Source organism: Leifsonia aquatica H1aii (genome assembly GCF_000633535.1).
In the GTDB taxonomy this organism is placed as follows: domain Bacteria; phylum Actinomycetota; class Actinomycetes; order Actinomycetales; family Microbacteriaceae; genus Leifsonia; species Leifsonia aquatica_A.
Genome location: NZ_AYMR01000007.1, coordinates 22,312 through 48,224, shown reverse-complemented (window position 1 = coordinate 48,224; position 25,913 = coordinate 22,312). Strand labels below are relative to the sequence as shown.

Genomic DNA, 25,913 nt, shown 5'->3' with positions numbered 1-25,913 from the left:
GTCGCGCGCGTCAGGCGGCGGGCGGCGTCGGCTCCCCGAGCGAGAGCATGAGCCGGTTGGCCCAGTTGAAGAACGCCGCGCCATTGATCGCGTCGATGATCGCCAGATCGTCCAGCCCGGCGTCCCGCAACTGACGCACGTTGCCTGCGTCGAACCGGCCGGGGATCTCGGTCAGCGCGACGGACGCGTCGATGACCGCACGCCACTGCGGGTCGTCCTGCCGCCCCGCCGTTCCCTCGTCGAGCAGCCGCTGGACATCGTCGTAGCGCTTGGACTTGTGGGTGGCGAAGCGGGAATGCACCGACGCGCAGAAGATGCAGCCGTTGGTGCGGGAGGCGGCGGCGGCGGAGAGCTCGCGCAGCGCCCGGGAGAGCCCGCCCTTCTCGTTGTAGAAGATGTCGTTGTCGGTACGGGTGCGGGCGCCGAGGATGTCGGGATCGCGCACCAGGAGCCGGAAGTAGGGGCTGTTCGCACGCCCCTTGTCGACCAGCCCGTCGTAGTGACGGTCGGTCAGCTCGTCGAGCGGCAACGGCTCGAGCCACGCCTCCCAGCCGAGCTCGGCCTGCGTGAAGGCATTGGGAGCCTCGATATCGTTCCGGATGACGGTCTCGCTCATGCGAGCTCTCCTTTCAGGACGGTGAGCCCCGCGACGACGCGGAGCTGGAAGCTGAGGAAGGCGACGAGCTGCGAGAGGGTCACGATCCCGGTGGTGGACCAGCCTGCGTCGAACAGCGCCTGCAGCGCCTCGGCGGACGAGTCGCGCGGGCGGTAGACGAGCAGGTGCGTGTGCGCGAGCGCGGCGGCGAGGCGCGGGCCGACCGTCGCGGCGAGCGCGGCGTCCGGGGTCCAGATCGGACCGGCGACGTTCTCGACCGACAGCGGTCCGGCGGGATAGTCGCCGTACGGCCCGGCGGTGACCGCCGCGGGGAGTGTCGCAGTCAGGGCGGCGAGCACCGCCGGGTCCACCGCGGCCAGCAGGTCGCCGTAGTAGGAGGCCGTGGGCGACTGCGAGAGCGCGACCGTCCAGAAGGCGACGACGAGGCGCTCCCGCTGGTCGACGTGACCGAGCTCGTCGCTGTGGAAGAGCGCGTCGAAGCTGGCCTGCGCGTTGCTGCGCGCGTTCGGGCGCTGATCGCGCAAGGCGTCCAAGGGATCACCGGGGGCGATGCCGACCAGCTGGTCGATGACGTCGGGCATGGCTGTCCTTTCAGAGGGTCGCGGGCGACGGCGTCGCCGGCGTCCAGTCGAGGAGGTGGGGTCCGACGGCGGTGGCGATGAGCTCGAGGGAGCGCAGCACCACCGGGTGCGGCGGGTCGATGGGGTGGGGCTGGAAGGCGACGTCGGTCGCCCGGGCGAGGATCGTGTCCGTGCGCAGCGAGGCGAGCACCTGCTCGGGCGTGCCGATGTGGATGTCGAGCCAGGAGAGCAGCTCGGCGTCGGAGACCCCGTCGGGGACGTCCACGCCCTGTGCGTCGACGAAGGTCCGCCCGCGGTCGATCCCGCGCCGGACCCAGGGCGCCGCCTCCGCCTCGGTGTCGACGACGAGCGCCGACCGCGAGGCGAGGATGCGGGGTTCGACTCCGTCCGGCAGCGCGGCCAGGTACGCGTCCACGATGGCCTCCTGCACCTGCGGAGACCGCGGCGCATCCCACGTCGCCCGCGGCTGGGTGCGCGAGAGCATGAGGCCGTTGCCGCGGCGTCCGATCCGCTCGGCGCCGGACGCCGAGAACGTCGCCTCCCAGATCCGGCCGAGCAGAGCGGGGCCGGCCGGATAGAGCGCACCGCCGTCGGTCGTCAGGGTCCCGCCGCCCAGCGCGGCGATCAGGGTCTCCCGATGACGGTCGTAGATCGCGGCGCGGTCGGCGGAGTCGTAGCCGAAGGGCGGGAACGACGACGGGGTGCCGCCCGAGCCGATCCCGAGTTCGAGTCGTTCGCCGGACAGCAGGTCGAGCACCGCGGCGTCCTCCGCCACCCGCAACGGGGCCTCCAGGGGGAGCGTCACGATGCCCGTCCCGAGTCGGAGGCGGGAGGTGCGCGCCGCCGCCTGCGCGAGCAGCACGAACGGGGCGGGGAGGCCTCCCTCGCCCTCGTGGAAGTGGTGCTGCGCCACCCAGACCGTGTCCAGGCCGAGCTGCTCGGCCCGCTCGAACTGGTCGAGGGCGTTGCGGTAGCGGTCGAGTGCGCCGCCGTCGTCGAGCAGGCGGGTGAAGAAGCCGAGCCGCTGCGAATGCCCGGTGCTGGTCATGGGGTCGCCTTTCCGAGGTAGGCCTCTTGGATCTGGGGGTCGTCGAGCAGGTCGCGCGACGTCCCCTGCAACACGATCGCACCCGTGGCCAGCACGTAGCCGCGCGATGCGATGGAGAGCGCGAGCTCCGCCTGCTGCTCCACGAACAGGACGGCCACCCCGAGCTCCCGGTTGATCCGCACGATCTCGTCGAGCACCTGGTCGACGAGCTTCGGGGAGAGCCCCATCGTCGGCTCGTCCATGCAGATCAGGCGCGGGCGGCTCATCAAGGCGCGGGCGAAGGCGAGCATCTGCTGCTCGCCGCCCGAGAGCGTGCCCGCCTGCTGGCGACGGCGCTCCGCCAGGCGGGGGAAGTGCGTGCGCATCCGTTCGAGGTCCTCGGCGATGCCCGCCTTGTCCCGACGGGTGTACGCCCCGGCGATGAGGTTCTCGTCGACCGTCATCTCCGGGAAGACCCGGCGGGCCTCGGGGACGGAGGCGATGCCGGAGGCGACCCGACGCCGGGTGGAGGCGTGTGTGATGTCCTGCCCGTCGAACCGGACCGTGCCGGATCGGGGACGGACGAGCCCCAGGATCGTCTTCATCGTGGTGGACTTGCCGCTGGCGTTGCCGCCGAGCAGCGACACGATCTCCCCCTCCCCCACGGTCAGCGAGTTGCCCCGCAGCGCGTGGAAGGGTCCGTAGTAGACGTTCACGTCGTCCAGCTCGAGCAGGTCGGTCATCTCAGGTCCACCCCTCCCAGCCCGCGCCGTCGTCCGAGATACGCCTCGACGACGGCGGAGTCGGTGCGCACCGCATCGGGCGGTCCCTCCGCGATGATGCGGCCCCCGTCCATCACGATGACGCGGTCCGACACGGTCATGACGAGGTCGAGCTTGTGCTCCACGAGCAGCACGGTCTGGCCTGCCGCCTTGAGCTCGAGCAGCTGCTCGAGAACCTCGGCCGTCTCCGACTGGTTCATGCCTGCCGTCGGCTCGTCCAGCACGAGCAGCTTCGGAGAGAGCGCGAGGGCGCGGGCGATCTCGGTGCGCCGCCGGTTGGCGTAGCTGAGCGAGTACGCCGGGTCGTCGCGCCGCGGCCCGAGCCGGGCCTGGAAGCGCTCGATCTCGGTGGCGACGACGGCGTCGACCTCCCTCTGCTCCCGCCGCGAGGAGGGCGTCCCGATGATCGCGATGTACAGCTCGGCGAGCAGCGGGATCCAGCGCAGCAGGAAGACGTTCGAGAGCCGCCGGAACGGTCGGTTCGCCCGGAGGGTCGTGTGCAGCCCCACCTCGATGTTCTCTGCCACCGAGAGCGTGGCGAAGACCCGGCCGTTCTGGAACGTGCGGGCGATCCCGTGCTCGGCGATGCGGGCGCTGTCGGCCCGCTCGATCCGTTCGCCGTCGAGGGAGATCGTCCCGCCGTTCGGCCGCAGTGCCCCGGTGACGAGGTTGAGCGTGGTCGTCTTGCCCGAGCCGTTCGGGCCGATGATGGAGACCACCTCGCCGCGCTCGACGGAGAACGAGATCCCGTCCACGGCCTTGAGCCCGTCGAAGTGCCGGGAGAGGTCGACGACCTCCAGCAGCGATCCGGTCATGCGTTCCTCACCAGGACCCCTCCCGGCCGGAAGCGCACCACGAGGATGAGCACCAGGCCGTAGACGATGATGCGCAGCTCCGGGGTGAAGCGCAGCAGCTCCATCGCCCCGATCAGCACGATCGCTCCGATCACCGCGCCGTACGGCAGGCCGACCCCGCCGAGGATCACGATGGTGACCACCAGCAGCGACATCAGCATCGTGAAGATCGTCGGGTCGATGTAGGTGTACTGGTGCGCCAGGAGCGAGCCGCCCACGCCGGCGAAGAAGCCGGAGACGGCGAACGCGAGCGCCTTGTAGTTGCGACCGCGGACTCCGGAGGCGAGCGCCGCCACCTCGTCCGATCCGACGGACGAGATGACCTTGCCGAGGTGCGAGCTGCGGAGCCGCCACATCACCAGGAGGGTCAGCACGAGGACCCCGAAGTCGATCAGGTAGTACGCCTGCGGGGTGTTCAGCGGCGTCCCGAACCACTCGGGCACGGGGATGTTGTACAGCCCCTGCGGGAGCACCAGCTGGATGACCGCGACGATCGCGATCCCCAGGCCCAGCGTCGCGATCGAGATGTAGTGCCCCTTCACGCCCCAGATCGGCGAGGCGAGGATCGACGCGACCACCGCCGCGACGATGCCCGCGACGGGGAGGGCGACCCAGAACGGCACGTGCAGGTACAAGGAGAGCAGAGCCGAGGCGTACGCCCCGATCGCGATCGGTCCGGCCTGTCCGAGGGCCAGCACGCCGGCCTGTCCGGCCGTCACCGTGAACCCGGCGGCGATGATCGCGTAGATCAGCACCTGGGTGCCGGTGGTGAGCACGTAGTCGTTCGCGACCAGTGGGATGACCACGCCGCCGACCACGGCGGCGGCGAGCCACACCCAGCGCGGGATGCGGAGGGGGCGCCCCTTGCCGAGGAACGTCCCGGTGAGCGGCTCGGCGGAGATCAACGGCACCCGGCCGAGCAGGCCGCCCGGCCGGACGATGAGCACCACGATCAGGATGACGAAGACGATGATCTCGCGCGCCGTGTCCCCGAAGAAGTGGATGCCGAACGCCTCCAGGATCCCGAGGACGAATCCGCCGATCACCGCGCCGACGAGCGAGCCGAGACCGCCGAGCGTCGCCGCGACGAACGCGGTGAGGCCGACGTCGAGTCCGGAGTTCGGGTTCGCGACGCCGACGTAGAGGGCGATGAACACCCCGGCCAGGCCGCCGAGCGCCGACGCGATGACGAACGACACGTGCTGCACCTGGCCGACCGGGATGCCCATCTGCAGAGCGGCCTCCTGGTCCTGCGCGGTGGCCCGGATCGCCCGGCCGACCTTGCCGTACTTCAGGAACAGCGTCATCACGACCATGATCACGGCCGTCGTTCCGAGCATCACCAGGTCGGACGTTCCGAACCGCATGTTGCCGATCCGCAGGTTCGAGGTCGGCAGCACCTCCGGGAACACGCGGAACTGCGCGGTGAACGCGATCTGGGACGCGTTGTCGAGGATCAGCGAGATGGCGTAAGTCGAGAGCATGGCCGCCAACGGCAGGTACTTCGCCAGCGGGCGGACCACCGTCACGTTGATCAACAGGCCCAGCGCGCCGCACACGGCGAGAACGAGGACCAGAGCCAGCCAGAACGGGAGCCCGATCTTCACGACGAAGAACCAGGACAGCATCGCGCCGAGTCCGAAGAAGGAGAACTGGGCGAAGTTCACGACGTTCATGACGCCGAAGACGAGGGAGATGCCGACCGCTCCGAGGGCGTAGACGTTCCCTCGGAGCAGGCCGGCGATCAGTGTGTCGAGCATGGTGGGCGTGTCGGCGTGGACGGCTCAGCCGTTGTACGCGACCCAGCTCCCGTCCTTCAGGATGCTCGGGGTGAGCGCGGGCGACGCGACCCGACGGGTGGACGGGTCGAAGGTGATCTTCCCGTAGACGACGCTCGGGACATCCTTCAGCTTCGCGAAGCCCGCGAGAATGCCCTCCCGGCTGGTCCCGCCGGCCTTCGCAGCGGCGACGGCCACGTGGAGTGCGTCGTACGCGCCGGCCTCGAAGCCGGTGACCTCGGTCTCGTTCGGGTACTTCTTCTTGAACGCCTTCACGAAGCTCTGCACCTCGGGGGCCGGGTTGGAGGCGAGGAACTCCGCGCCGTTGATCGCGCCCGCCGCGGCCTTGGTGCCGTCGAACGACTCCTCGTCCTGCCCGCCGTAGAACGTGCCGTCGTACCCGATGGCGCGCAGCTGCGTCACGATCTTGGCGGCATCCGGGCCGTAGCCGATGTGGACGAACGCCTGCGGCTTGTCGGCGACGGCCTTCGTCAGCGACGGGCGGTAGTCGTCGGAGGTGTCGAGCACGCCCTCCGCGTCGGTGATCTTCAGGCCGACCTTCTTGGCCTCCGCCTTGAAGGCGTTGAACGCCGGGATGCCCCAGTCGGCGGTGTTGAGGTAGCTCACACCGACCGAGTCGATGCCCTGCTTCTTGATGTAGTCGGCGGTCCACGTGTAGGTGGCGCTCGTCGTGATGGATGTCGACCACTGGTACTTCGAGCCCTTGGCCGTGAAGTCCGGGTTCGAGTTGTTGAAGCCGTACTGGACGAGTTTGCCCGCGGTGTAGATCGGCGAGGCCGGGATGGAGGCGGCCGACGAGTAGTCGCCGAAGACCAGGCTGATGCTGTCGTCTCCGACGAACTTCTGAGCGACGGCCACGGACTGCTTGGGGTCGGACTGGGAGTCCTCGTACTTCAGCGCCACGGGGTGGCCGTCGATGCCGCCGGCCGCGTTGACCTCGTCGACCGCCAGGTCGAACGCCTCCTTGAACTGCTCGCCGTACTGCGCGTACTGGCCGGTCGTGGCGGCGGAGACGCCGAAGTAGACGGTGCTCGAGCCCGACGAGCCGTCGGAGGAGGCGGAGGAACCGGACGCGCAGGCCGCCAGGCCGACGATGGTGAGGGTGGCCACGGAGGCGACGGCCGCGCCGCGGATGAGCTTCTTCATGGGGGTGTCCTTCGAGGGGGTCGGGTTCACAACCGGGGGGCGCGCATCCCGGAAGCGACCCGGGCGACGCGCGTTCGCCGAGGCTAGGACTGCGCCTCACCCGGAGTCCACGGTCGGCGTCACAGTCGGTAGCGCTCCGCAACAGGCGTCACAGAGTTTGCGCACGAGCGGCCCGATGTGCTGCGTCCGATCGCGGTCGTTCTTCCCGTGGCGTTAAATTCGCCGGATCTTTCGGCCGTTCTCGGCGCTGCGCGGGCGGTGGCCGCCGGTAGCGTTCGGATCAGGGACGGCGCAGGTCCCCTCACGCGCGACAGACATGGAACAGCAACGAGTGCCCAGCTTCAACACCGAACCCCCGCACGCCTACGAGTCCCACCGCGCCGATTGGGTCGCGCGCGAGGAACGGGCCGAGCAGCTCATCCCCCTCATCGGCCGGCTGTACCGGGATCACGGCGTCGTCACGTCCATCCACGGCCATCGCCTGATCAACCTCTCGGCGACCGGGGTGATCTCCGTCCACGACCGGGCCAGGGAGCTCGGGCACGAGCAGCTCACGCTGGAGCAGACGGCCACGGTCCTGGAGGCCCTGCTGGCGATCGCGCCCGGTCCGGCCTCGATCGATGTGGCGCGGCTCGCCCAGGGTCTCCGCGACGCCGGTGGCACGACGCCGGCCGACTACGTGCGCGCCGCGGTCGAGCGGACCTCGCCGCATCGCCCGGTCGCCGAGCCGACGGACGTCGTGCTCTACGGTTTCGGCCGCATCGGACGACTCCTCGCCCGTCTGCTGATCACGCACACCGGCGACGGGCACGGCCTGCGGCTGCGCGCGATCGTCGTCCGGCGCGGCGCGGCGAACGACCTCGCCAAGCGCGCGAGCCTCCTGGCCCGCGACTCGGTGCACGGGCCGTTCCCCGGTTCCGTCGCCGTCGACGCCGAGAACGATGTGCTGATCGCCAACGGGACGCGCATCCAGGTGATCTACTCCGACGACCCGACGACCGTCGACTACACCGCCTACGGCATCCGCGACGCCATCGTCGTCGACAACACCGGACGCTGGCGCGACGAGGACGGCCTCGCCCAGCATCTGCGGGCCCCCGGCGTCGCCCGCGTGCTCCTGACCGCGCCCGGCAAGGGGTCGCTGAAGAACATCGTCCACGGCATCAACGACGACACCATCTCGCCGGACGACCGGATCCTGTCCGCCGCCTCGTGCACGACCAACGCGATCACCCCGGTGCTCAAGGCGATCCACGACGCCTACGGCGTCGAGCGCGGCCACGTCGAGACCGTGCACTCGTTCACGAACGACCAGAACCTCATCGACAACTTCCACCCGGGCGATCGACGCGGACGCTCGGCCGTGCTCAACATGGTCATCACCGAGACCGGAGCCGCGAAGGCGGTGGCCAAGGCCCTGCCGGTCCTCGCCGGGCGGCTGACCGGTTCGAGCATCCGGGTGCCCACCCCGGACGTCTCGCTGGCGATCCTGAACCTGACCCTCTCCCGCGCCGTGCAGAAGGCGGGGGTCAACGACTACCTGCGCCAGGTCTCGCTGCACTCCCCGCTGCGTCAGCAGATCGACTACATCGCGTCTCCGGAGGTGGTCTCCAGCGACTTCGTCGGATCCCATCGGGCCGGCATCGTCGACGGTCTCGCCACCATCGCCGACGGACCGAACCTGGTGCTCTACGTCTGGTACGACAACGAGTACGGCTACTCGTGCCAGGTCGTCCGCGTCCTGGAGCGCATGGCCGGGACGCACCCGGTCGTGGTGCCGCCCCGCGCGGAGGTGCGGGCCGAGGCGGCCACCGGCTGAGGCCCCGCCTCCCCCGATGGCCACTGACGCGCCGGCGCATGCCGGTGCTACTCTCCGGCCAGGCAGACGGCGGGAGGCGACGATGGCGCGACGATGGGCCGCGGTGACCGTGCTGGGAGCGGCCCAGTTCGTCATGGTGCTGGACTCCACGGTGATGAACGTGTCCATCTCGACCGTGGTCCGCGACCTGGGCACCACCATCGAGGCCATGCAGACCACGATCACGTTCTACACGCTCACGATGGCTGCGTTCATGCTGCTCGGGGCCAAGCTCGGCGACCTCTGGGGGCGCCGGAGGGCGCTGATCATCGGTTCGATCGTCTACGCGGTCGGGTCGGCGACGACCGCGATCAGTCCGAACATCGTAGTGCTCTTCCTCGGCTGGTCCGTCATCGAGGGGCTGGGCGCCGTGCTCGTCATCCCGGCGATCGCCGCGCTCATCGCGAACAACTATGCGGGGCACGCGCGGGTCACCGCGTTCGCCGTCATCGGTGCGGCCTCCGGCGTCGCGGTCGCCGTCGGTCCGCTGATCGGCGGCTTCCTCACCACATACGCGAGCTGGCGGTACGTCTTCGCCGGCGAAGTGGTGGTGATGGCGATCGTCCTGCTGTTCAGCCGGGTCGTCCGCGACACCGGCGAGCGCACGAAGGCCGGTGTCGACCTCCTCTCGGTGCTGCTGTCGGCCGTCGGCCTGGTGCTGATCGTGTGGGGACTCCTGCAGACCAAGACCTGGGGCTGGATCCTGCCGACGCGGGACGTCTCCCTCCTCGGGCTGTCGCCGGTGCCCTTCCTCGTCGCCGGGGGCGTCGTCGTGCTCTGGCTCTTCTTCCTCCGTCAACGGCGGCTCCTGGCGTCCGGGCGGGCGGCCCTGCTCGACCCCGCTCTGCTCGGTCTGCGTCAGCTCCGGGCGGGCGTGGGCAGCCTCGGCCTGCAGTACACGGTGACGGCCGGCCTGTTCTTCGTCGTCCCCATCTACCTGCAGCTCACCCTCGGTCTGGATGCGCTCTCCACCGGGCTCAAGGTGTTCCCGCTCTCGATCGCCCTGGTCCTGTTCTCCATCGTGGGCACCGTGCTCGCCCGCCGGGTGTCGGCTCGGCGCATCGCCCGCATCGGACAGCTCGCGCTGGTCCTGGCAAGCCTGATCCTGCTCGGCTCGGTCGACCCGCACCTGGATTCGTTCGTCTTCGGCGTCGGGATGTTCGTCGCGGGTGCCGCTCTCGGCCTGCTGGCGTCGCAGCTCGGCAACGTGACCATGTCGTCCGTCGGCCCCGAGAAGTCGAGCGAGGCGGGCGGCATCCAGGGCGTCTTCCAGAATCTCGGGTCGTCTCTGGGCACGGCGCTGGTCGGCTCCGTGATGATCGCGGCCCTGTCGACCGCTTTCGCCAGCGGCGTCGCCGCGAGCAGCCTTCCGCAGGACGTGCAGAGCCAGGTCCAGCAGGAGACCTCGTCCGGTGTCGGCGTCGTCCCGGTCTCCGAGGTCGAGCACATCGCGCAGGAGCACGGGCTCTCGCCCTCCGACAGCCAGGAGCTCGCCGGGCTCTACCGCACGTCGCAGCTGGACGCGCTCCGGCTTTCCTTCGCCGCCCTCTCCCTGATCTCCTGCGCGGCCCTGTTCTTCTCGCGCAACCTCCCGCGCGAGGTCACCGGCGGAGCCGAGGAACCCGAGCCCGCGCCGGCCGATGCCGTGCCGGCCCCGCGACGCCGCCGCTAGGCCGTGGCCGCCTCCTGCGCTGGGTCACGGTCTCCGCGACGGTCGAGCCGCCACCAGTGCGAGACGCCCACCACCAGGGCGGCCAGGGAGGCGAAGACCAGAGCGATGATCACCACCCAGACCGCAACCGATCCGTAGCCGTTCACCGGATTGAGGAAGGGGTACGGGTACCAGTGGTGCACCAGCTTGAGCTGGTCGAACACCAGCGGGCCGCGCACGAGGGTGTATGCGACCCAGACCAGCGGGAAGACGAGGATCGTGCCGATGTGCCGCCAGCGCACCGGTGCACGCCCGGGCGCGAGCAGCCAGTCGAGGATCATGTAGGCCGGGCCGACCACGTGCATGACCTCGTTCGTCCAGTCCGGCGTGCTGCCTCCTCCGGTGACGGCCAGACCGCGGAGCAGCAGGTTGTAGACGATCCCGGTGACGCCCATGTAGACGACGATCGCGGCCCGCAGGACCGTGAACCACATCGGATCGGCCAGGCGGCTCCGCAGAGAGAACACGGCACCGATGAGCAGCACGACGGCGGCGACGATGTTCGACTCGATCGTGAAGTAGCTGAAGAAGTTGACGTACAGCGTCGCCAGATCGCGGTAGCCGGCGTCGGCCCAGGCGGCGATCGACGACCCGAGGGTCACGGCGGTCGCCGCGATGATCGCGGCCGCGACCGCGATGCGGAGGACCGCGACGATGCGGGAGAAGGTCATGGGCGGCGGTCTCCTCGGCGGGATCACAGACAGGGGTCCCCGCAAGGATAGAGGGCGCAGCGGGCCTCGTACAGGGCAGGGTCGTGTCGGCCGCCGACCGTCCGCTACCGTGGATTCTGGACGCACGGAGGGGGAGCCGGATGGTGCACGGACGACGGGACGGTCGGAACGGTCGGAGATCGACCTGGGCGCGGGTCACGGCAGCGGCGCTGTCCACCGCGCTGATCTCCGCAGCGCTCCTCGCCGGGGCCGAGGCGTCTCCGGCGAACGCGGACTTCGCCTCGCAATGCGCCGCTCCCACCCGCACCCTCCCGGCCGGCGCCACGTCCATCAGCGTGGCCGCCGGTGAGACCGTGCTCGTCGCCGCCGACTTCACCGGAGGCATCGACGCCCTCCCGGCCGGGGCGACGCTGTGCGTCGGCGCGGGCGCCACGCTCACCGGCTCCTATCTGAACAACCCGGCGGGCGCACTGGTCGTCGCGAGCGGAGCGACGCTCACGATGCCCGGCGTCGCCGTCAACGCGGGATTCTCGCTCGACGTCGAGGGGACCGCGACGTTCGCCGGTCTCGCCATGAACGGCAACGGTCTCGTGACCGTCGCGTCCGGCGCGCACTTCACGGTGAACGGATCGCTGTCGTCCGCGGCGGGATCGTTCGAGAACTCGGGCATCTTCACCGTGCAGGGGGCGTTCGACCTGAACAGCGGCGTCACGTTCGACAACAGCGGCATCCTGTCCGTGCACGGCGGCGCCGCGATCAGCGGACCACTCACGAATTCCGGGCTGGCCGGATTCCAGCAGGGGCTGACGATCAACAGCTCCGGCGCCCTGCAGAACACCTGCGCCATCAGCGCGACCGGAGACCTGGTCAACAACAGCCCGAACGCGAGCAACGCCGGCCTCGTGATCGCCAGCGGTGTGCTCACCAACAACGGCGGCGCGACCTGGGCGCAGTCCAACCGCGGCGTCGCCCGGGCCGCCGGCCTCCGCGACGACGGTGCCGTGGTCGGACTCGGCCGCTACAGCTTCACCGGCACGACCTCCGTGCAGGGCGGCTTCACCGGAGCCTCCGCCGCCGACCCGATCGTCGTCCAGTCGGTGGCCCCCGCCGGCCAGATCTTCGATACGGCGACCGGGACGGTCGCCAACACGGTGCGCGGCACGGTGAATCTGCTCGACCCGTTCCCGGACTGCGGAGCGTCGGCGACGCCGTCCGCCGATGTCGAGGTCCAGAAGGACGGCCCGGCCACGGTGCTCGAGAACGGCGTCGTGACCTACACGGTCACCGTCGTGAACCACGGTCCCGGCGCTGCCGCCGACGTCGTGCTGAACGACACCCTTCCGGCCGGATTCACCCTCGACCCCGCGTCGACGACGGGGACGGTCGCCGGTGGGGTGCTCAGCTGGCAGGTCGGGACCCTCGCGGCGGGAGCGACCGCGTCCTTCACGTTCTCCGGTACGGCGACCGCCCCGGCGGGGACGGTGCTCGTCAACACGGCGCGCTCGACCTCGTCCACCCCGGACACGGCGCCGTCCAACAACGACGGCTCGTCGGCCGGCTCCACGGTCGACACCGAGGTGATCGCCGTGCCGCCGCCCGTGAACAACCCGCCTGTCGCCGACGACCTCGCCGTCGACACCTCGACCGGGCTGCTCACGCTGGGCCGCGTCCATGCGACCGACCCCGACGCCGGCCAGAAGCTCACCTACAGCGCGATCACGCGCCCCTCCCACGGGAGCATGTACTTCTCCGGCACCGGCGGTTTCGTCTACGTCTCGGCCAACGACTTCAGCGGCGTCGACACCTTCGAGTACCAGGTCTGCGACAACGCCTCCCCGACTCCCGCGTGCGACACCGCGACGGTCACGATCACCGTGTACCCGCGCGCCCTCGCGGACGCCGCGCAGACCTTCCGGGACACGGCCGTGACCATCCCGCTGACGGACAACGACACGGCCGGTGCCCCCCTGGACGGGACCGTCGTCACGGCGCCGCAGCACGGCGCGGTCACGCTCGACCCGGCGACAGGACACGCGGTCTACACACCCGCCGGCGGGTACACGGGGCCGGACTCGTTCGACTACCGGATCTGCTCCCCGACCGCTCCCGCGCTCTGCGCCACGGCGCATGTGACGATCGACGTCCTGCCGCCGAACGTGCCGCCGACGATCGATCCGTTGACGCAGGTGACCACCACGAACGTCGCCGCCACCGACACGGTGACCACCGACGACGTGAACCCCGACGCAGTGCTCACCGACTTCCAGGGCGTCCCGCCCCGCAGCGGAAGCGTGTCCGTGAGCGCGGACGGCACCGTCGTCTACACGCCCCGCACGGGCTTCGCAGGCCGTGACGAGTACACGGTGATCGTCTGCGACGACGGCACGCCGCAGCTCTGCGCGACGGGCGTCGTCCACGTCGAGGTCTACCCCGTCGCCACGCCCGATACGGCCACGACGACACCGGGGACCCCCGTCGACATCGACGTGCTCGGCAACGACGACGGCACCGTGGACCCGCCGACCGTCGCGACCGCGCCCGGCCACGGCACCGTGACCTTCAGCGGAGGCGTCGCGCACTACGTCCCCGCGCCCGGGTTCTCGGGCACGGACACGTTCCGCTACGCGATCTGCGCCCAGGGCCAGGCCGATCTCTGCTCGACCACCACGGTCACGGTGACCGCGCAGCCCGCGGTCGTCGTCCCACCGGTCGGTCCCGGCGGGTCCGGCGGTGCGGGCGGCTCCGGTCCTGCGGGAGGGAAGGGCAGCGGCCTGGCCGCCACCGGCTCCGACGCATCCGGTCCGCTGATCGCCGGGCTCGGCGCCCTCCTCGCCTTCGCGGCCGGCGTGTCGCTGCTCGCGACGCGGCGCCGCCGACGCCACCCGTGACGACGGGCGGCGTCGGCCGCGTAGGGTGACGGGGATGAGCATCGACGCCTTCCGTCTCCACGTCCCCGACGAGCTGCTCGACGACCTGCGGGCCCGGCTCGCGTCCACCCGCTTCGTCGACCCGCTCGGCTCGGCGCCGTGGGAGGGAGGCGCCGGCGGTCCCGTGCTCCAGGACCTCGTCGACGCGTGGCTCGCCTTCGACTGGCGGGCGCAGGAGGCGCGCCTCAACGCCTATGACCAGTACCGGGCCGACGTGGGCGGGCATCTCCTGCACTTCGTGCGGGTCCCGGCCGCCGGCTCCGCGGAGACCCGCATCCCGCTCCTACTGCTGCACGGGTGGCCGAGCGCGTACACCGAGTACCTTCCGCTCGCCGAGCTCCTCGCCAACCCGGCGGGCACGGGGTCGGACGCGCGCATCGCGTTCGACGTGATCATCCCCTCGCTGCCGGGTTTCGTCTTCTCCGAGCTGCCGGACGGTCCGCTCACCCGGCAGGCGATCGCCGCCGACCTCCACGAGCTGATGACGACCGTGCTCGGTTACGACCGGTACGCCGCGTTCGGCGGCGACATCGGCGGCGGGGCCGCGACGTGGCTCGGCGTGGACCACGCCGACCGCGTCATCGGGGTCCAGCTGCTCCATGCCCCGTTCCCGGCCGACGAGGAGCCGCGCACCGACGAGGAGCGCGCCTACCTGGAGTCCGTCGACGCCTACGACGCGGCCGACGGCGGCTACAGCGAGATCATGGCGACGCGCCCGGACACCATCGCAGCCGCCCTCGCCGACTCCCCCGCCGGCCTGCTCGCCTGGATCGCCGACAAATGGCACGACTGGGTCGACGGCGACCTGGACGCGGTGGTCCCCCGGGACGAACTGCTCACCATCGCGACGCTCTACTGGGCGACCGGCAGCATCGGCACATCGTTCCGCCAGTACTTCGACTACGACGCGAACCCGCCGCGGCCGCCGATCGTCGCACCCGTCGGCGTCCTGCTCAGCCGGGAGCCCGTCATGGCCGGATTCCCGCGTTCGCTCGCCGAACGGGCGTCCGACGATCTCCGGTCGTTCGAGACGGCTCCGCGGGGCGGGCACTTCCTCGGGCTGGAGCAGCCGCGGATGGCGGCGGACCGCATCCGGGAGTTCTTCGCCGGACTGGGCTGATCGCGCCGCCTCCGTCGCGAGGCGGCACCCGGCAACGAACCCGCCATTTCGCCCCACTAGTATGCCTACGTGGCCGCCATGCTCTACATGCAGATCGCCGATGACCTCCGTCGCCGGATCGTCGGCGGCGAGCTGTCCCCCGGGGACGAGGTCCCCAGCGAGGGCGAGCTCGCGGAGCTGTGGCGCACCTCCCGCGGCCCGATCCGCAACGCCCTCGCCGCGCTCCGGAACGAGGGTCTGATCGAGACGCGCCGCGGCCGTCCCGCCCGGGTCGCCGAGCGCAAGGCGCAGCAGGCGGCGGACGTCTCCATCCCCTTCACCCGCTGGGCGCGCAGCATGGGCACGGTTCCGGGTGCGATCACGCAGGAGGTGTCCCTGCGCCGCGCCGACGACGAGAAGGCCCGGGCTCTCGGCATCCCGAAGGGCGCGCCGATCGTGGACGTGGTGCGGCTGCGCCTGCTCGACGGACGCCCGACGATGCTGGAGCGGCTGACGTTCATCGAGGAGGTCGGGCGGGTGCTCTTCGACGTCGACCTCGACACCGTGTCGATCACCGAATACCTGGACGAGCGCGGCTACGGCTACACCGACGTCGACCACGAGATCGACGCCGTCGCCGCCGACGAGCTCGACAGCCGGCTGCTCGATGTCGAGCCCGGCACCCCGATCCTGCGCCTGCACCGGGTGACCCGGGATGCGGACGGGCGCGTCTTCGAGGCGTCGGACGACCGCTACCGCAGCGACATCATCCGGTTCACCGTCGCGGCGTCCGGGCGGGCGCGCGAGGGCACCCACTTCATCCGGGCCATCGGCGCCTAACCGGCCGCGCGCGTCGAGCGGGCATCCGGGACGACGCCCACGCGCACGGCCGTCCCCCGCGCCGCGGCGGCGATGCCGGCGTCGAGGTCGCTCAGCGGCACGGTGGCCCCGACCAGGTCGGCCAGCGGATAGACGGCGCTCCGCGCCTCCGCGAACCGGACGGCCTCGGTCAGCTGCGCCGGCGCGTAGTTGTGCACGCCGCGGATGGTGACCAGGCGGCGCACCACGCTCTCCGGGTCCAGCGGGACGGCGTCGGTCGGGAACACGCTCCCGATGAGGACGGCGACGCCGCCCACCCGCACGCACTCGATCGCGGACGCCACCGCGCGGGGAGCGCCGGACGCGTCGAACGCGGCGGCCGGTCCCTCGTCGAACGCCTCGAGCGCACGGGAGAGGCTCTCGCCTGCCCGCCGTGCGCGGGGGTCGGCGGTGGCCACCGCGCCGAACCGCACAGCCAGCTCCCGGCGGTGCCGGTCGGGGTCCACCACCACGACCCGGGCGCCGCGATCGGTGGCCATCGCGCAGAGCGTGAGGCCGATGAGCCCTGCCCCGAACACCACCACCGCACCGCCGGCGATCTCGGTCACCGACTCCGCGGCGTGCAGCGCGGCCGCGGCCGTCGCCGTGCCGCACGACACCGGTGCGAGCACGCGGGCGTCGAGCGCGGGATCGACGGGGACGATCGCAGTCCCCGCCCGCAGATGGACGTGCGTCGCGAAGCCGCCGGACAGCTCCCACCCGGTGACCAGACGCTCGTGGCCGTACTTGCGCACCGTCGCGCACTTCTGCGGGAGGCCGCGGCAGCACGCGGAGCACGTTCCGCAGGCCACCGTGAGCGACCAGACCACCCGGTCACCGACATCGAGCGGGAGACCGTCGGCCGTGACGGCTCCGTCGCGCACGGCGACGACACGACCCACCTGCTCGTGCCCGAGCACGACCGGTGTCGGGGTGGAGCGATGGCCCTGGGTGGTGTGGACGTCGGAGCCGCAGATGGTGGCGAGTTCGACCTCGACCAGGGCGTCGCCCGGGGCGAGTGCGACGCCGGGCACCGCGACGGCCTCGTGCGGCCTGCCTGCCTCGATCCAGACCATCGCGGTGGGCGCCGGGTCCACCCGCACCGGGACGACGGGGACGGCGGGCGTCGCGACCGCTGTCCGCCTCATCGGCGCGGCAGCAGCTGCAGCTGCGGAACGGCACGCAGCTCGCGCACGCTGTCGAGCACGAGATCGGCGCCCGCCTCGGCCAGCTGTTCGCGCGAGTGCGCGCCGGTGACGACGCCGATCACCAGTCCGGCGCCGGCATTCCGCCCGGCCTGCACATCGCTGACCGTGTCGCCCACGACGGCGACCGCGGCGACGGAGCTCGTCCCCGTGGCGACGAGCGCGCCCAGCACGAGATCGGGCGCGGGACGGCCGCGGCCGGCATCGGCCGGCGAGAGCACGGCGTCCACGCTCCAGCCCAGCCGGCTCAGCACGGCGTCGCGGGTCTCGGGTGAGAATCCGGTGGTGAGGGCGACCGAGAAGCCGGCGTCGCGCAGCGCGTCGATGGTCTCGGCGGCACCCGGGATGGCGTCCACGCCGACCTCGTCGATCAGCTCCGCATAAGCGGTCTCGAACGCGCCGTTTGCCCGCTGGGCGGCCTCCTCGTCGCCGCCGGTCAGGTGACGGAACACGTCGATCTTCGACTGGCCCATCGTGTCGCGCACGTACTGCAGCGCGGTCTCGAGGCCGGCGCCCTCGGCGAGACCGACCCGGCGGGCGGCGCGCTCGAACGCCTGCTCGACGATGCCGTCGTCGACGACGGTCGTGCCGGCCATGTCGAGCACGACGAGCTCGATCGGGGTGGTGGCGGTGGTGGCGGTGGTGCTGGTCATCGTTCCGTGCTTTCTGTGAGGGTGGTGGTGTCGACGCCGACGGGAGCCGCGCCTGCGTCGAGCCGGGAGCCGACGGCGTGCTCGGCGAGGCCGAGGCCTGTCGTCATGCCGATGCCGGTGGTGACGACGGTGAGGAGCACGCCCGGTTCGACCTCCTCGACGAGGAACTCCTCGGGTGCGCTGGCGTAGACGCCCTGCCAACGCTCGACGACCTCCGCAGCGACCCCGAAGAGCTCCTCGAACTCGTCGAGGAACGCCCGCGCGGCGACCTCCGACTGGAACGGCTCGATCGCCTCGCCCTTCCAGTGGCTGTCGCCGACGATGAGCGACCCGTCGGGCAGCTGCGTGTACATCTGATTGAGGTCGAGCGCCGCGAGATCGGGGCGTTCGCCGTGCAGGCGTTCGCGGACCGCGGCCGACGCCGGTGTCCCGGTGAACCCGCTGTACCGGATGAGCGACCATCCGGTGAGCAGGGGGCCGGTCAGCCGGCCCGGCAGATCGGCCCGCACCCGCAGCATGTCGAGACCGCACCGGACGACGGCGCGGCGTTCGGCGAGACGCGGGTAGAGCTGGTCGACGTCGTGGTTCACGGCCAGGACGATCAGTCCCGCCCGGATCGAGCCGCGACTGGTCTCGACCCGGCCGCTTTCGGCGCGGAGGACGCTGGTGCGCAGGCGGAACTCCACGCCACGACGTTCCAGGTAGGCGCGGATGGCCGCGGCGGTGCGTCGGGGATCGACCTGCAGGTCGTACGGCAGCAGCGCTCCGCCCACGGTCGTGCCGGCCGGGAGGGCCGCACGCGCTTCGATCTCCGCCGCGTCGAGCAGCTCGACCTCGGCCCGGTCGCCGCGCGGGCGCTCCGCGGGCGGGAGCCCGGAGCGCTGCTCGGCCAGCTCGCGCAGCAGCTCGAGCTCGTCGGGGTGCCGCGCCGCCACCAGGGTCCCCGTGTCGTCGATCCAGAAGCCGGCCTCCCGCGCCAGCCGGAGCCAGATCTCGCGGGCGGCGAGGGCGTACTCCCGCGCCTGGCCGCTCTGCGGGGTGAAGCAGAGGTGGCCGAAGTTGCGGATGCTCGCGCCGACGACGGCAGCGCCGCGCTCCACGACGATGACGGACCTCCCGCGGTCGACGGCGGCGAGCGCCGCTCCGAGACCGACGATGCCGGCTCCGACGACCACGACATCGAACGCGTCGGCGCCGAACGCCGATCCTTCCCGCGCGCTCACCGGAACACCCGCCGCATCCACATCGCGATGCCCTCCACGAGGAGGACCGTCACCAGGATCATCAGCACGATCGCGGTGACCGTGCCGTAGTTCGAGCCCTGGCTGGCATTCAGCAGGTAGTAGCCGACGCCGCCGGCGCCGACGATGCCGAGCAGGGTCGCGGCCCGGATGTTGGTGTCGAGCATGTAGAAGGTGTGGCCGATGAGGGCGCGGACGCCCTGCGGCAGGGTCGCACCGGCGTAGACCTGCAGGCGGGTGGCGCCGGTCGCGGCGAGTGCCCGCTCCGGGCCCGCCTTCACCTCCTCGAAGGAGTCGGCGATCAGCTTGCCGAGCAGTCCCACACCGCCGACGGCCAGGGCGATGGTCCCGGCCTGCGCCCCGAGCCCGGTGATCACGATCAGGACGATCGCGAGGATGATCTCGGGGATGCCGCGGACGAGCACCAGCAGGAGCCGCATGCCGGCGCGCGTGCCGCGGTTCGGAGCGACATTGCGGGCCGCGAGCGAACCGACGACGATCGACACGATGAGCGTCAGGAGAGTGGCTGCGAGCGCGATGGCGATCGTCTCGCCCATCGCACCGAACATGGTCTGCGCGTCGTAGTTGCCGAACGTCGGCGGCCAGAACTGCGCGGCGATCGCCGGCACCTTCGCCCACACGGTGATCAGCTCGGACCAGTGGATGTCGCAGACCAGCACGCTCCCCACCACGACGGCGACGGCGACCCAGCCCCAGATCGCCGTGCGCACTCGCGAGCGGTCCCACGGTCGACGGAGGCGGTCGGCGAGGTCTCCCGGCGCGGCGCGGCGGACGCGGGCGACGGCCCGCACCGTGCGGTCCCCGATCCCCCGCCCGGTGGGGGCGATGCCGAGCATGGCGGCGCGAACCGCGCTGGAGACGACCTCCATCACCACGCAGAGCACGAAGATCACCAGCGCGTACCCGAGGCCCAGCCCGTAGTCGAGCGATTTGAAGGCGAAGGACATCTGCATCCCGAGCCCGACGACGCCGACGTAGCCGAGGATCACCGAACCGCGCAGGTTGATGTCGTTGCGGTGGAGGACCGTCGCCACCCACGAGGGCATGACCTGAGGCAGGACGCCCGCGGAGAACTCCTGCATCCGGCTGCCGCCGGCCGCGCGGATGGCGAGGCGCGGGCCCTCGTCGATCTGCTCGATGGCGTCGGCGAACAGCTTCGAGATCATCCCGATCGAGTGGATGCCGATGGCGAGGATGCCGGGGAGCGTGCCGAGCGAGAAGATCAGGACGAACACCATGGCTAGCACCACATCCGGCACGGCGCGGGTCAGCACGCCGACGAAGCGGGCGGCGGCACGCCATCCTGCGCCGGGGGTGGTGTTGGAGGCGGCGAGGTAGGCGATCGGGACCGAGATGATCGCTGCGAGCAGGGTCCCGCAGATCACGAGGCCCAGGGTCAGGGCGGTCAGGTAGGCGAGATCGCCGGGGTCGGGGAAGGCGATCCCGCCGACCCGGGTGAAGAAGCGTTCGGCGTTCGACCAGCTCGCCGCCATGGCGGCGGGGTCGATCCCCACGCCGGCGAGGGCGACGGCGGAAGCGACGAGCAGCGCGAGGAGGGTGAGTCCCGCAGCGACGCGCTCCGGCGAGAGCCGGCGGCGCGGAGGGGCGCCGACGGGCCCCGCAGGGGCGGGCGCCGTCGCTCGTGGACGGACGCCGACGGCAGCGCTCATCGGACGCCTCCCGCGACGCCCTCGGCGAGGAGCTCGGTCTGAATGGCCTCGAGCTGGGTCGTGCTGGTGGCGACGCGTCCGTAGATCTCCATCACCTGCGCCTTGCTCAGGCCGTCGGTCGGGGTGTCGAGCACGACCCGGCCGTGCCGGAGCCCGACGATGCGGTCGGCCCACGACAGGGCGAGGTCGACCTGGTGCAGGCTGCAGAGCACGGTCAGCCCCCGGTCGAGGGCGATCTCGCGGATCAAGGCCATCACCTGGTCGCTCGACTCGGGGTCGAGGGAGGCGACCGGCTCGTCCGCGAGCAGGATCTCCGGATCCTGCATCAGGGCCCGGGCGATGGCGACGCGCTGCTGCTGACCGCCCGAGAGGGTGTCGGCGCGCTGGTACGCCTGGTCGAGCAGACCGACGCGATCGAGATGCCCCAGCGCGGCGAGCCGCGCGGAACGGCGGTAGGACCAGAGGCCGAGCCGTGGGCCGCGGACGCCGGCCAGCGACCCGGTGAGGACGTTCTCCAGCACGGTGAGGGAGGGCACGAGCTCGAACTGCTGGAAGATGAACCCGACCCGGCTGCGCAGCGACCGCAGCCGCCGGCCGCCGAGCTCGGGCACCTGCTCGCCCAGCACCTGGACGGCGCCGGCGTTGGGCCGCTCCAGCCCGTCGATGTGGCGGAGGAGGGTCGACTTGCCCGACCCGGAGAGTCCCAGCAGGACGACGATCTCGCCGCGGCACACCGTGAGGGTCACGTCCTCCAGCGCCCTGATCGTGCCGAAGTCCTTCGTCACGCCGGTCAGCTGCAGCACGTCGGCCGTCGCGGTCTCATCGTTGGTCATGGTGTTCTCCGGGTCGGGGTCATCATCGGGTCAGGCGTCGTGGCGGGTCAGGCCTTGCACTGCTTCGCGTCGGTCTTCGTGCAGATGTCGCGGATCAGGTCGTAGTACGTGTCGTCGACCGGCGCGGTGGCGTAGAAGACGCTGCGGAAGCCGTCGGAGTCGGCGCTCGTGATGCCGGCCTTGATGATCTGGTCGATCGTGACCTTGCTGAGGATCGAGGTCAGCTTCGTCTTGACGTCGGTGGGCAGAGCGGTCGACATCACGATGGGCGCACCGGGGACCATGGTCTGGTCGATCACCTTCACCTTGTCGGACTTGGCGACCTCGCTGTCCTCGGCGAACCCGGCTTCGCACTCCGTGCCCTCGCCCACCTTGGCGACGCTGACGTCGTGCTTGCCCGCGAAGACCGGGGTGACGTCCTTCTCGGGGTCGACACCCGCCTTCAGCAGGTTGTAGCTGGGGAACAGGTAGCCGGAGGTCGAGGAGGGGTCCACGAAGCAGACCTTCTTGCCCTTGAACTGCGCGAGCTTCGTGATGCTGCTGCCCTTCGGCACGATCGCCTGCGAGTAGTAGCCCGGCTCCTGGCCCTCCTTGGTGATGATGGAGGAGATGGGGGTGAGCTTGGCGCCGTTGTTCTTGGCGGTGACGTAGGTGAAGCCCGAGAAGGAGGCGACGTCGACCTTGCCCGCGATGGCGGCCTCGATGAGCGCGGCGTAGTCGGTCGACTCGTGGTACTCGACCTTCTTGCCGGTCTCCTTGGCGATGTAGTCCATGAGCGGCTTGTAGTTGGTCTCGGTCTCGACGGAGTCGGGCACGACACCGAAGACGAGCGTGTTCTGGTCGACGGCGAAGGTGCCGGCCGCGTCGACCCCGGCCGAGCCGGTCGGCGACGACGAGGCGGCGGAGGAGCAGCCGACGAGGGTCAGGGCGAGGAGTGCTGCGCCGGCGAGGGCGGTCGCGAGCTGTGAGCGACGGAGGTTCATGACGACCTTTCGGGTGAGAACGGGACGTCAGAATGGTGACACGGAGAACACCGACTAATGTACCTAACTCGTGCCATTTCACGAGCCGTTCACCTGTTGTATTCCTATCTGGGGTCACCCGGCGAGGAGCGCAACTCCCGCGAGCACCGTGACGGCCGCCGCGATCCGCCAGAGTGCGCGCCCCTCCCGCAGCACCAGCACGCCGAAGAGGCTGACCAGGATCACGCTGACCTCCCGCATCGGAGCGACCAGCGCGACCGGGGCGAGGGTCACGGCGAAGAGCACCAGGATGTACGAGAGCGGGGAGAGCACCGAGAACGCCAGGACGCGCGGCCAGTGCCGCACGATGACCTCCCGCACCCCGCGACCGCGACCGCGGAGTGCGGCGGTGTACAGCGGGATCTCGGCGAGCGTGCACCCGACCATGAACGCGACCGGGGCGAGCCCCCAGGACTGCACGGCGTGCGCGTCCCAGATCGTGTACGCCGCGATCGCGGCGCCCGTCAGCAGCCCGTACAGCAGCCCGCGATCGATCGCGGGCCCGGTGCGCGGCGTGCCCCGGTCGACGAGGCCGATCGCGACCACGCCGGCCACGATCGCGCCGACGCCGAGCAGGGCGATCGGCGACGGACGCTCGCCCAGCACGAGCACAGCGACCAGCACGCTGATCGTCGGGCCCGTGCCGCGCGCCGTCGCGTAGACCGTCGAGAGGCCGCCGGCCGCGTATCCGCGTTGCAGCACGAACATGTAGACCACGTGCAGCACGCCCGAGACGGCCACGCCGAGCAGCAGGGCGCCGAGGTCGGCCGTGCCCAACCCTCCGGTGAACGGGATCGCGCACGCCCAGAGCACCGTGCTGCCGACGGCGCCCCACCACAGGAACGGCACCCCGAGCCGGCTGACCCCGTGGGCCAGGATGTTCCACGCGGCATGGCAGACGGCTGCGGAGAGGACGATGGCGACAGCGAATCCGGACACGACGAGACCCTTCGAGCTGCCGCGGGCGCGGTCAGCCGGGGTCCTCCGGGCTTTTGTCCTGTCAGATGACGGCCCTCGTACGGACGACGGCCGTGGCGCCGCTCGGACCAGACGAGCTCTCGCTCCGGAACCCTAGGCGCTATCGCCGACGAGCATAGCGGACGCCGGCCGACGCCGCGCACCACTGCGTGTGTGGGGGGCGGTGCGGGGCTAGACCCGCACCGCGGCGGATGCTGGAATGACAGCGACACGAACGACGTACACAAGGAGCGAGCATGGCGATCTCGGACGAGCGGGCGCGGGACGCATACCTGTACGCGTACTCGATGGACAAGGCGTACGGCTTCCTGCACGAGACGACGATCGCCCCCGGCGTCCGTCTCAACGCGTTCCAGAAGCTCCGCGACCTCGCCGACGACACCTACACCGCGCACCCGACGATCAACAACGACACCCTCCACCTGCAGGGCTGGTTCGACGTCGCCGCCGAGCCGGTCGTGGTGACAGTGCCCGACGTCGACGGCGATCGGTACTGGATCCTGCACACGATGGACATGGGCCACTACACGACGGCGATGATCGGTTCCCGCACTCGTGGGCCGAAGGGCGGCCGGTTCCTGTTCGCGGCCCGCGGATGGGACGGGGACGTGCCCGACGGGATCGACGAGGTCGTCCGCTCCGACTCGAACCTCATCAAGGTCATGGGCCGCATCATGACGACGGGAGGCGACGACCTCGAGGTCGCGCGCGGCCTGCAGGACCAGTGGCTCCTCCAGACCCTCTCCGAGCACCTCGGCCGGCCTGCGCCCGCTCCGGTGTCCCGGGACTTCCCCGATCCGGCCGCCACCACGTGGCTGCATCGGGTCGACTTCCTGCTCGCCGACGGCTCGATGGCCGCGGCCGACGCCGAATGGCTCGACGGGCTCGCGGAGGTCGGGCTGGAACCGGGTCGCACGGAGTTCACCGCCGACCAGCTCGACGCTGCCGCGCGCGGGGAGACCCTGGCGACCCGCCACCTCGCCGAGCTCGCACCGACGCTCACGAGCTCCAAGGGAGTCCTGGGTACGCGCGAGGAGCTGCAGCATGCGCCGCGGGACGTCTTCGACATCGGGACGATGCTCGGCCAGTGGGGCCTGCCGCCGGTCGAATCCGTCTACCTCAAGATCGAGACCGGGTCGGACGGGTCCCCGATCAACGGTTCGGCCGGCCGGGAGTACCGGGCGCGCTTCCGCGCGCCGGACGTGTCGGAGTTCTGGTCGTTCACCGTGTACGGCGACGACGACCGGCTGATGGCGCACAACAGCATCAATCGGCACAGCCGGGGCGACCGCACGCTCTCTCCCGACGACGACGGGAGCTACTCGATCCTCCTGAGCGCAGATGTCGAGGCGCACGCGGACGACCCGCACTTCCTGCCCATCCCGGAGAAGGACTCCTACCTGATCCTGCGGCTCTACGGACCGAGTGAGGCCATCCAGAACGGCGACTACACCGCGCCGGTCTTCGAGCTGACGACGGGCTGATCCGCGGGTCGTTTCGCACTCGCAAAGGTCCAGAACACGAACACCAGCGCCAGGATCTCCCCGGCGATGCCGAGGAACAGCCCCACGCTCGGGCCGACCGTCCCGTGCCCCGTGGCGAAGGTCGTGAAGTCCCACGCCCCGTGCAGGACCATCGCCCAGACCAGACTCCCGGTGACCCGCCGCACGATGTAGAAGGCCGTGCCCCCGAGGAAGGCGAGCACCACCTGCTGCATCGTCTGTCCGACCGGGGCACCGCTGATGATGTTCGTCGCGTGCATGAGCCCGAACAGACCGCTCGTCGTCAACCACACCCAGACCTCGCGGACGCTCGCCCGCATCCCGGTCAGCAGGAGGCCCCGCGTGACGAGCTCCTCGTTGAACCCGACGAGCACGCCGAGGGTGAGGAGACCGGCGAGGTATCCGCCGTCGATCCGCGCCCAGTCCACCGTCGGCAGGCCGATGAGGATCGACAGCGCCATGATCGCCGGGGCGACGATCGGCCACCGGTGCCTGCTGCGCTCCGTCTCGAACAGCGCGCTCCGCCACCAGCCGAGCACGGTCGTGACGATCACGAGGTAGACGGCCCCGATCGCGAGGAACAGCGCGGCGCCTCGGAAGAGCGTCTCGGCGGAGTCCCCGATGTGGTCGTACCCGACGCCCGAGAGCGCCCCGACCACGGTGACGATGACGACGTATCCGAGCCAGACGGCGATCCCGATCCAGGGGCGAGGCGGCACTCTCATGAACTGCTCCAGACGTGACGGTGGGGCAGCCGCCGCCGTAGACGCGACCGGCTCTGGGTGAATGCTAGCGGGCACAGGCGACCCAGCGGCAGCACCTGCCGGAGGCCTTCCGGACTTTACCAACCGGATGGTAA

General features: G+C 71.0%; 22 protein-coding genes. 6 read left to right on the top strand and 16 right to left on the bottom strand.

What is annotated here, in order from left to right; genetic code table 11:
• Positions 1-10 precede the first annotated feature (10 nt).
• From U870_RS0105880 to U870_RS0105850, 7 genes are read right to left on the bottom strand one after another with little or no spacing between them, the layout of a single operon-like run.
• A complete protein-coding gene (locus U870_RS0105880) occupies positions 11-616 on the bottom strand; it encodes an alkylhydroperoxidase domain protein (RefSeq protein WP_025156484.1) in 606 nt (201 codons plus the stop codon).
• Positions 613-1,197: a CMD domain protein gene (locus U870_RS0105875; RefSeq protein ID WP_025156483.1), complete on the bottom strand. Its 585-nt coding sequence runs from the start codon at positions 1,195-1,197 to the stop codon at positions 613-615. Before U870_RS0105875 ends, U870_RS0105880 begins: the two co-directional genes overlap by 4 nt.
• A 10-nt stretch (positions 1,198-1,207) precedes the next feature.
• Entirely contained in the window at positions 1,208-2,245 is a 1,038-nt protein-coding gene (locus tag U870_RS0105870; RefSeq protein WP_025156482.1) for a putative FMN-dependent luciferase-like monooxygenase, read from the bottom strand.
• On the bottom strand, positions 2,242-2,967 hold the full coding sequence (locus U870_RS0105865; protein ID WP_025156481.1) for an ABC transporter ATP-binding protein: 726 nt from the start codon (positions 2,965-2,967) through the stop codon (positions 2,242-2,244). The genes U870_RS0105870 and U870_RS0105865 overlap by 4 nt, the downstream gene beginning before the upstream one ends.
• Positions 2,964-3,821: an ABC transporter ATP-binding protein gene (locus U870_RS0105860; RefSeq protein WP_025156480.1), complete on the bottom strand. Its 858-nt coding sequence runs from the start codon at positions 3,819-3,821 to the stop codon at positions 2,964-2,966. The genes U870_RS0105865 and U870_RS0105860 overlap by 4 nt, the downstream gene beginning before the upstream one ends.
• Entirely contained in the window at positions 3,818-5,620 is a 1,803-nt protein-coding gene (locus tag U870_RS0105855; protein WP_025156479.1) for an ABC transporter permease, read from the bottom strand. The genes U870_RS0105860 and U870_RS0105855 overlap by 4 nt, the downstream gene beginning before the upstream one ends.
• Positions 5,621-5,644: 24 nt before the next feature.
• Complete coding sequence (locus tag U870_RS0105850) at positions 5,645-6,805, bottom strand: ABC transporter substrate-binding protein (RefSeq protein WP_025156478.1); 1,161 nt, start codon at positions 6,803-6,805, stop codon at positions 5,645-5,647.
• Positions 6,806-7,121: 316 nt separating this feature from the next.
• Here U870_RS0105850 and U870_RS0105845 point away from each other — a divergent pair, with 316 nt between their 5' ends.
• Together U870_RS0105845 and U870_RS0105840 are read left to right on the top strand one after the other, a co-directional pair.
• Entirely contained in the window at positions 7,122-8,624 is a 1,503-nt protein-coding gene (locus tag U870_RS0105845) for a glyceraldehyde-3-phosphate dehydrogenase (RefSeq protein ID WP_081815191.1), read from the top strand.
• A gap of 82 nt (positions 8,625-8,706) precedes the next feature.
• A complete protein-coding gene (locus U870_RS0105840; RefSeq protein ID WP_025156476.1) occupies positions 8,707-10,335 on the top strand; it encodes an MFS transporter in 1,629 nt (542 codons plus the stop codon).
• On the opposite strand, the gene U870_RS0105835 is transcribed toward U870_RS0105840, so the two are convergent.
• On the bottom strand, positions 10,332-11,045 hold the full coding sequence (locus tag U870_RS0105835) for a Pr6Pr family membrane protein (RefSeq protein WP_025156475.1): 714 nt from the start codon (positions 11,043-11,045) through the stop codon (positions 10,332-10,334). The two genes, U870_RS0105840 and U870_RS0105835, sit on opposite strands and share 4 nt — an antisense overlap.
• Before the next feature lie 140 nt (positions 11,046-11,185).
• Between U870_RS0105835 and U870_RS0105830 the strand changes: the two genes are divergently transcribed.
• The 3 genes from U870_RS0105830 (at position 11,186) to U870_RS0105820 (ending at position 15,911) form a co-directional block, all read left to right on the top strand.
• The gene (locus U870_RS0105830) at positions 11,186-13,933 is read left to right on the top strand and encodes an Ig-like domain-containing protein (RefSeq protein ID WP_025156474.1); all 2,748 of its coding nucleotides are present in this window, start codon (positions 11,186-11,188) and stop codon (positions 13,931-13,933) included.
• A gap of 34 nt (positions 13,934-13,967) precedes the next feature.
• On the top strand, positions 13,968-15,092 hold the full coding sequence (locus tag U870_RS0105825; RefSeq protein ID WP_025156473.1) for an epoxide hydrolase family protein: 1,125 nt from the start codon (positions 13,968-13,970) through the stop codon (positions 15,090-15,092).
• Positions 15,093-15,170: 78 nt separating this feature from the next.
• Positions 15,171-15,911, top strand: a complete 741-nt coding sequence (locus U870_RS0105820) for a GntR family transcriptional regulator (RefSeq protein ID WP_052357599.1) — start codon at positions 15,171-15,173, stop codon at positions 15,909-15,911.
• On the opposite strand, the gene U870_RS0105815 is transcribed toward U870_RS0105820, so the two are convergent.
• The 7 genes from U870_RS0105815 to U870_RS0105785 all read right to left on the bottom strand — a co-directional run bounded on the left by U870_RS0105815 (position 15,908) and on the right by U870_RS0105785 (position 23,513).
• On the bottom strand, positions 15,908-17,077 hold the full coding sequence (locus tag U870_RS0105815) for a zinc-binding dehydrogenase (protein WP_025156471.1): 1,170 nt from the start codon (positions 17,075-17,077) through the stop codon (positions 15,908-15,910). The genes U870_RS0105820 and U870_RS0105815 overlap by 4 nt on opposite strands.
• Positions 17,074-17,787, bottom strand: a complete 714-nt coding sequence (locus tag U870_RS0105810; protein WP_025156470.1) for a phosphonatase-like hydrolase — start codon at positions 17,785-17,787, stop codon at positions 17,074-17,076. Before U870_RS0105810 ends, U870_RS0105815 begins: the two co-directional genes overlap by 4 nt.
• Positions 17,784-19,010 (bottom strand): TIGR03364 family FAD-dependent oxidoreductase, encoded by a 1,227-nt coding sequence (locus U870_RS0105805; protein WP_052357598.1) that lies wholly within the window; start codon positions 19,008-19,010, stop codon positions 17,784-17,786. Before U870_RS0105805 ends, U870_RS0105810 begins: the two co-directional genes overlap by 4 nt.
• Entirely contained in the window at positions 19,007-20,719 is a 1,713-nt protein-coding gene (phnE, locus tag U870_RS0105800; protein WP_025156468.1) for a phosphonate ABC transporter, permease protein PhnE, read from the bottom strand. Before phnE ends, U870_RS0105805 begins: the two co-directional genes overlap by 4 nt.
• The gene (phnC, locus tag U870_RS0105795; RefSeq protein ID WP_025156467.1) at positions 20,716-21,552 is read right to left on the bottom strand and encodes a phosphonate ABC transporter ATP-binding protein; all 837 of its coding nucleotides are present in this window, start codon (positions 21,550-21,552) and stop codon (positions 20,716-20,718) included. Before phnC ends, phnE begins: the two co-directional genes overlap by 4 nt.
• 47 nt (positions 21,553-21,599) lie before the next feature.
• Positions 21,600-22,535: a phosphate/phosphite/phosphonate ABC transporter substrate-binding protein gene (locus tag U870_RS0105790; RefSeq protein WP_025156466.1), complete on the bottom strand. Its 936-nt coding sequence runs from the start codon at positions 22,533-22,535 to the stop codon at positions 21,600-21,602.
• 114 nt (positions 22,536-22,649) lie between these two features.
• Positions 22,650-23,513: an EamA family transporter gene (locus tag U870_RS0105785; RefSeq protein WP_025156465.1), complete on the bottom strand. Its 864-nt coding sequence runs from the start codon at positions 23,511-23,513 to the stop codon at positions 22,650-22,652.
• 275 nt (positions 23,514-23,788) lie between these two features.
• Here U870_RS0105785 and U870_RS0105780 point away from each other — a divergent pair, with 275 nt between their 5' ends.
• Complete coding sequence (locus tag U870_RS0105780; protein WP_025156464.1) at positions 23,789-25,036, top strand: DUF1254 domain-containing protein; 1,248 nt, start codon at positions 23,789-23,791, stop codon at positions 25,034-25,036.
• On the opposite strand, the gene U870_RS0105775 is transcribed toward U870_RS0105780, so the two are convergent.
• On the bottom strand, positions 25,000-25,779 hold the full coding sequence (locus U870_RS0105775; protein ID WP_052357578.1) for a CPBP family intramembrane glutamic endopeptidase: 780 nt from the start codon (positions 25,777-25,779) through the stop codon (positions 25,000-25,002). The genes U870_RS0105780 and U870_RS0105775 overlap by 37 nt on opposite strands.
• Positions 25,780-25,913: the final 134 nt, after the last annotated feature.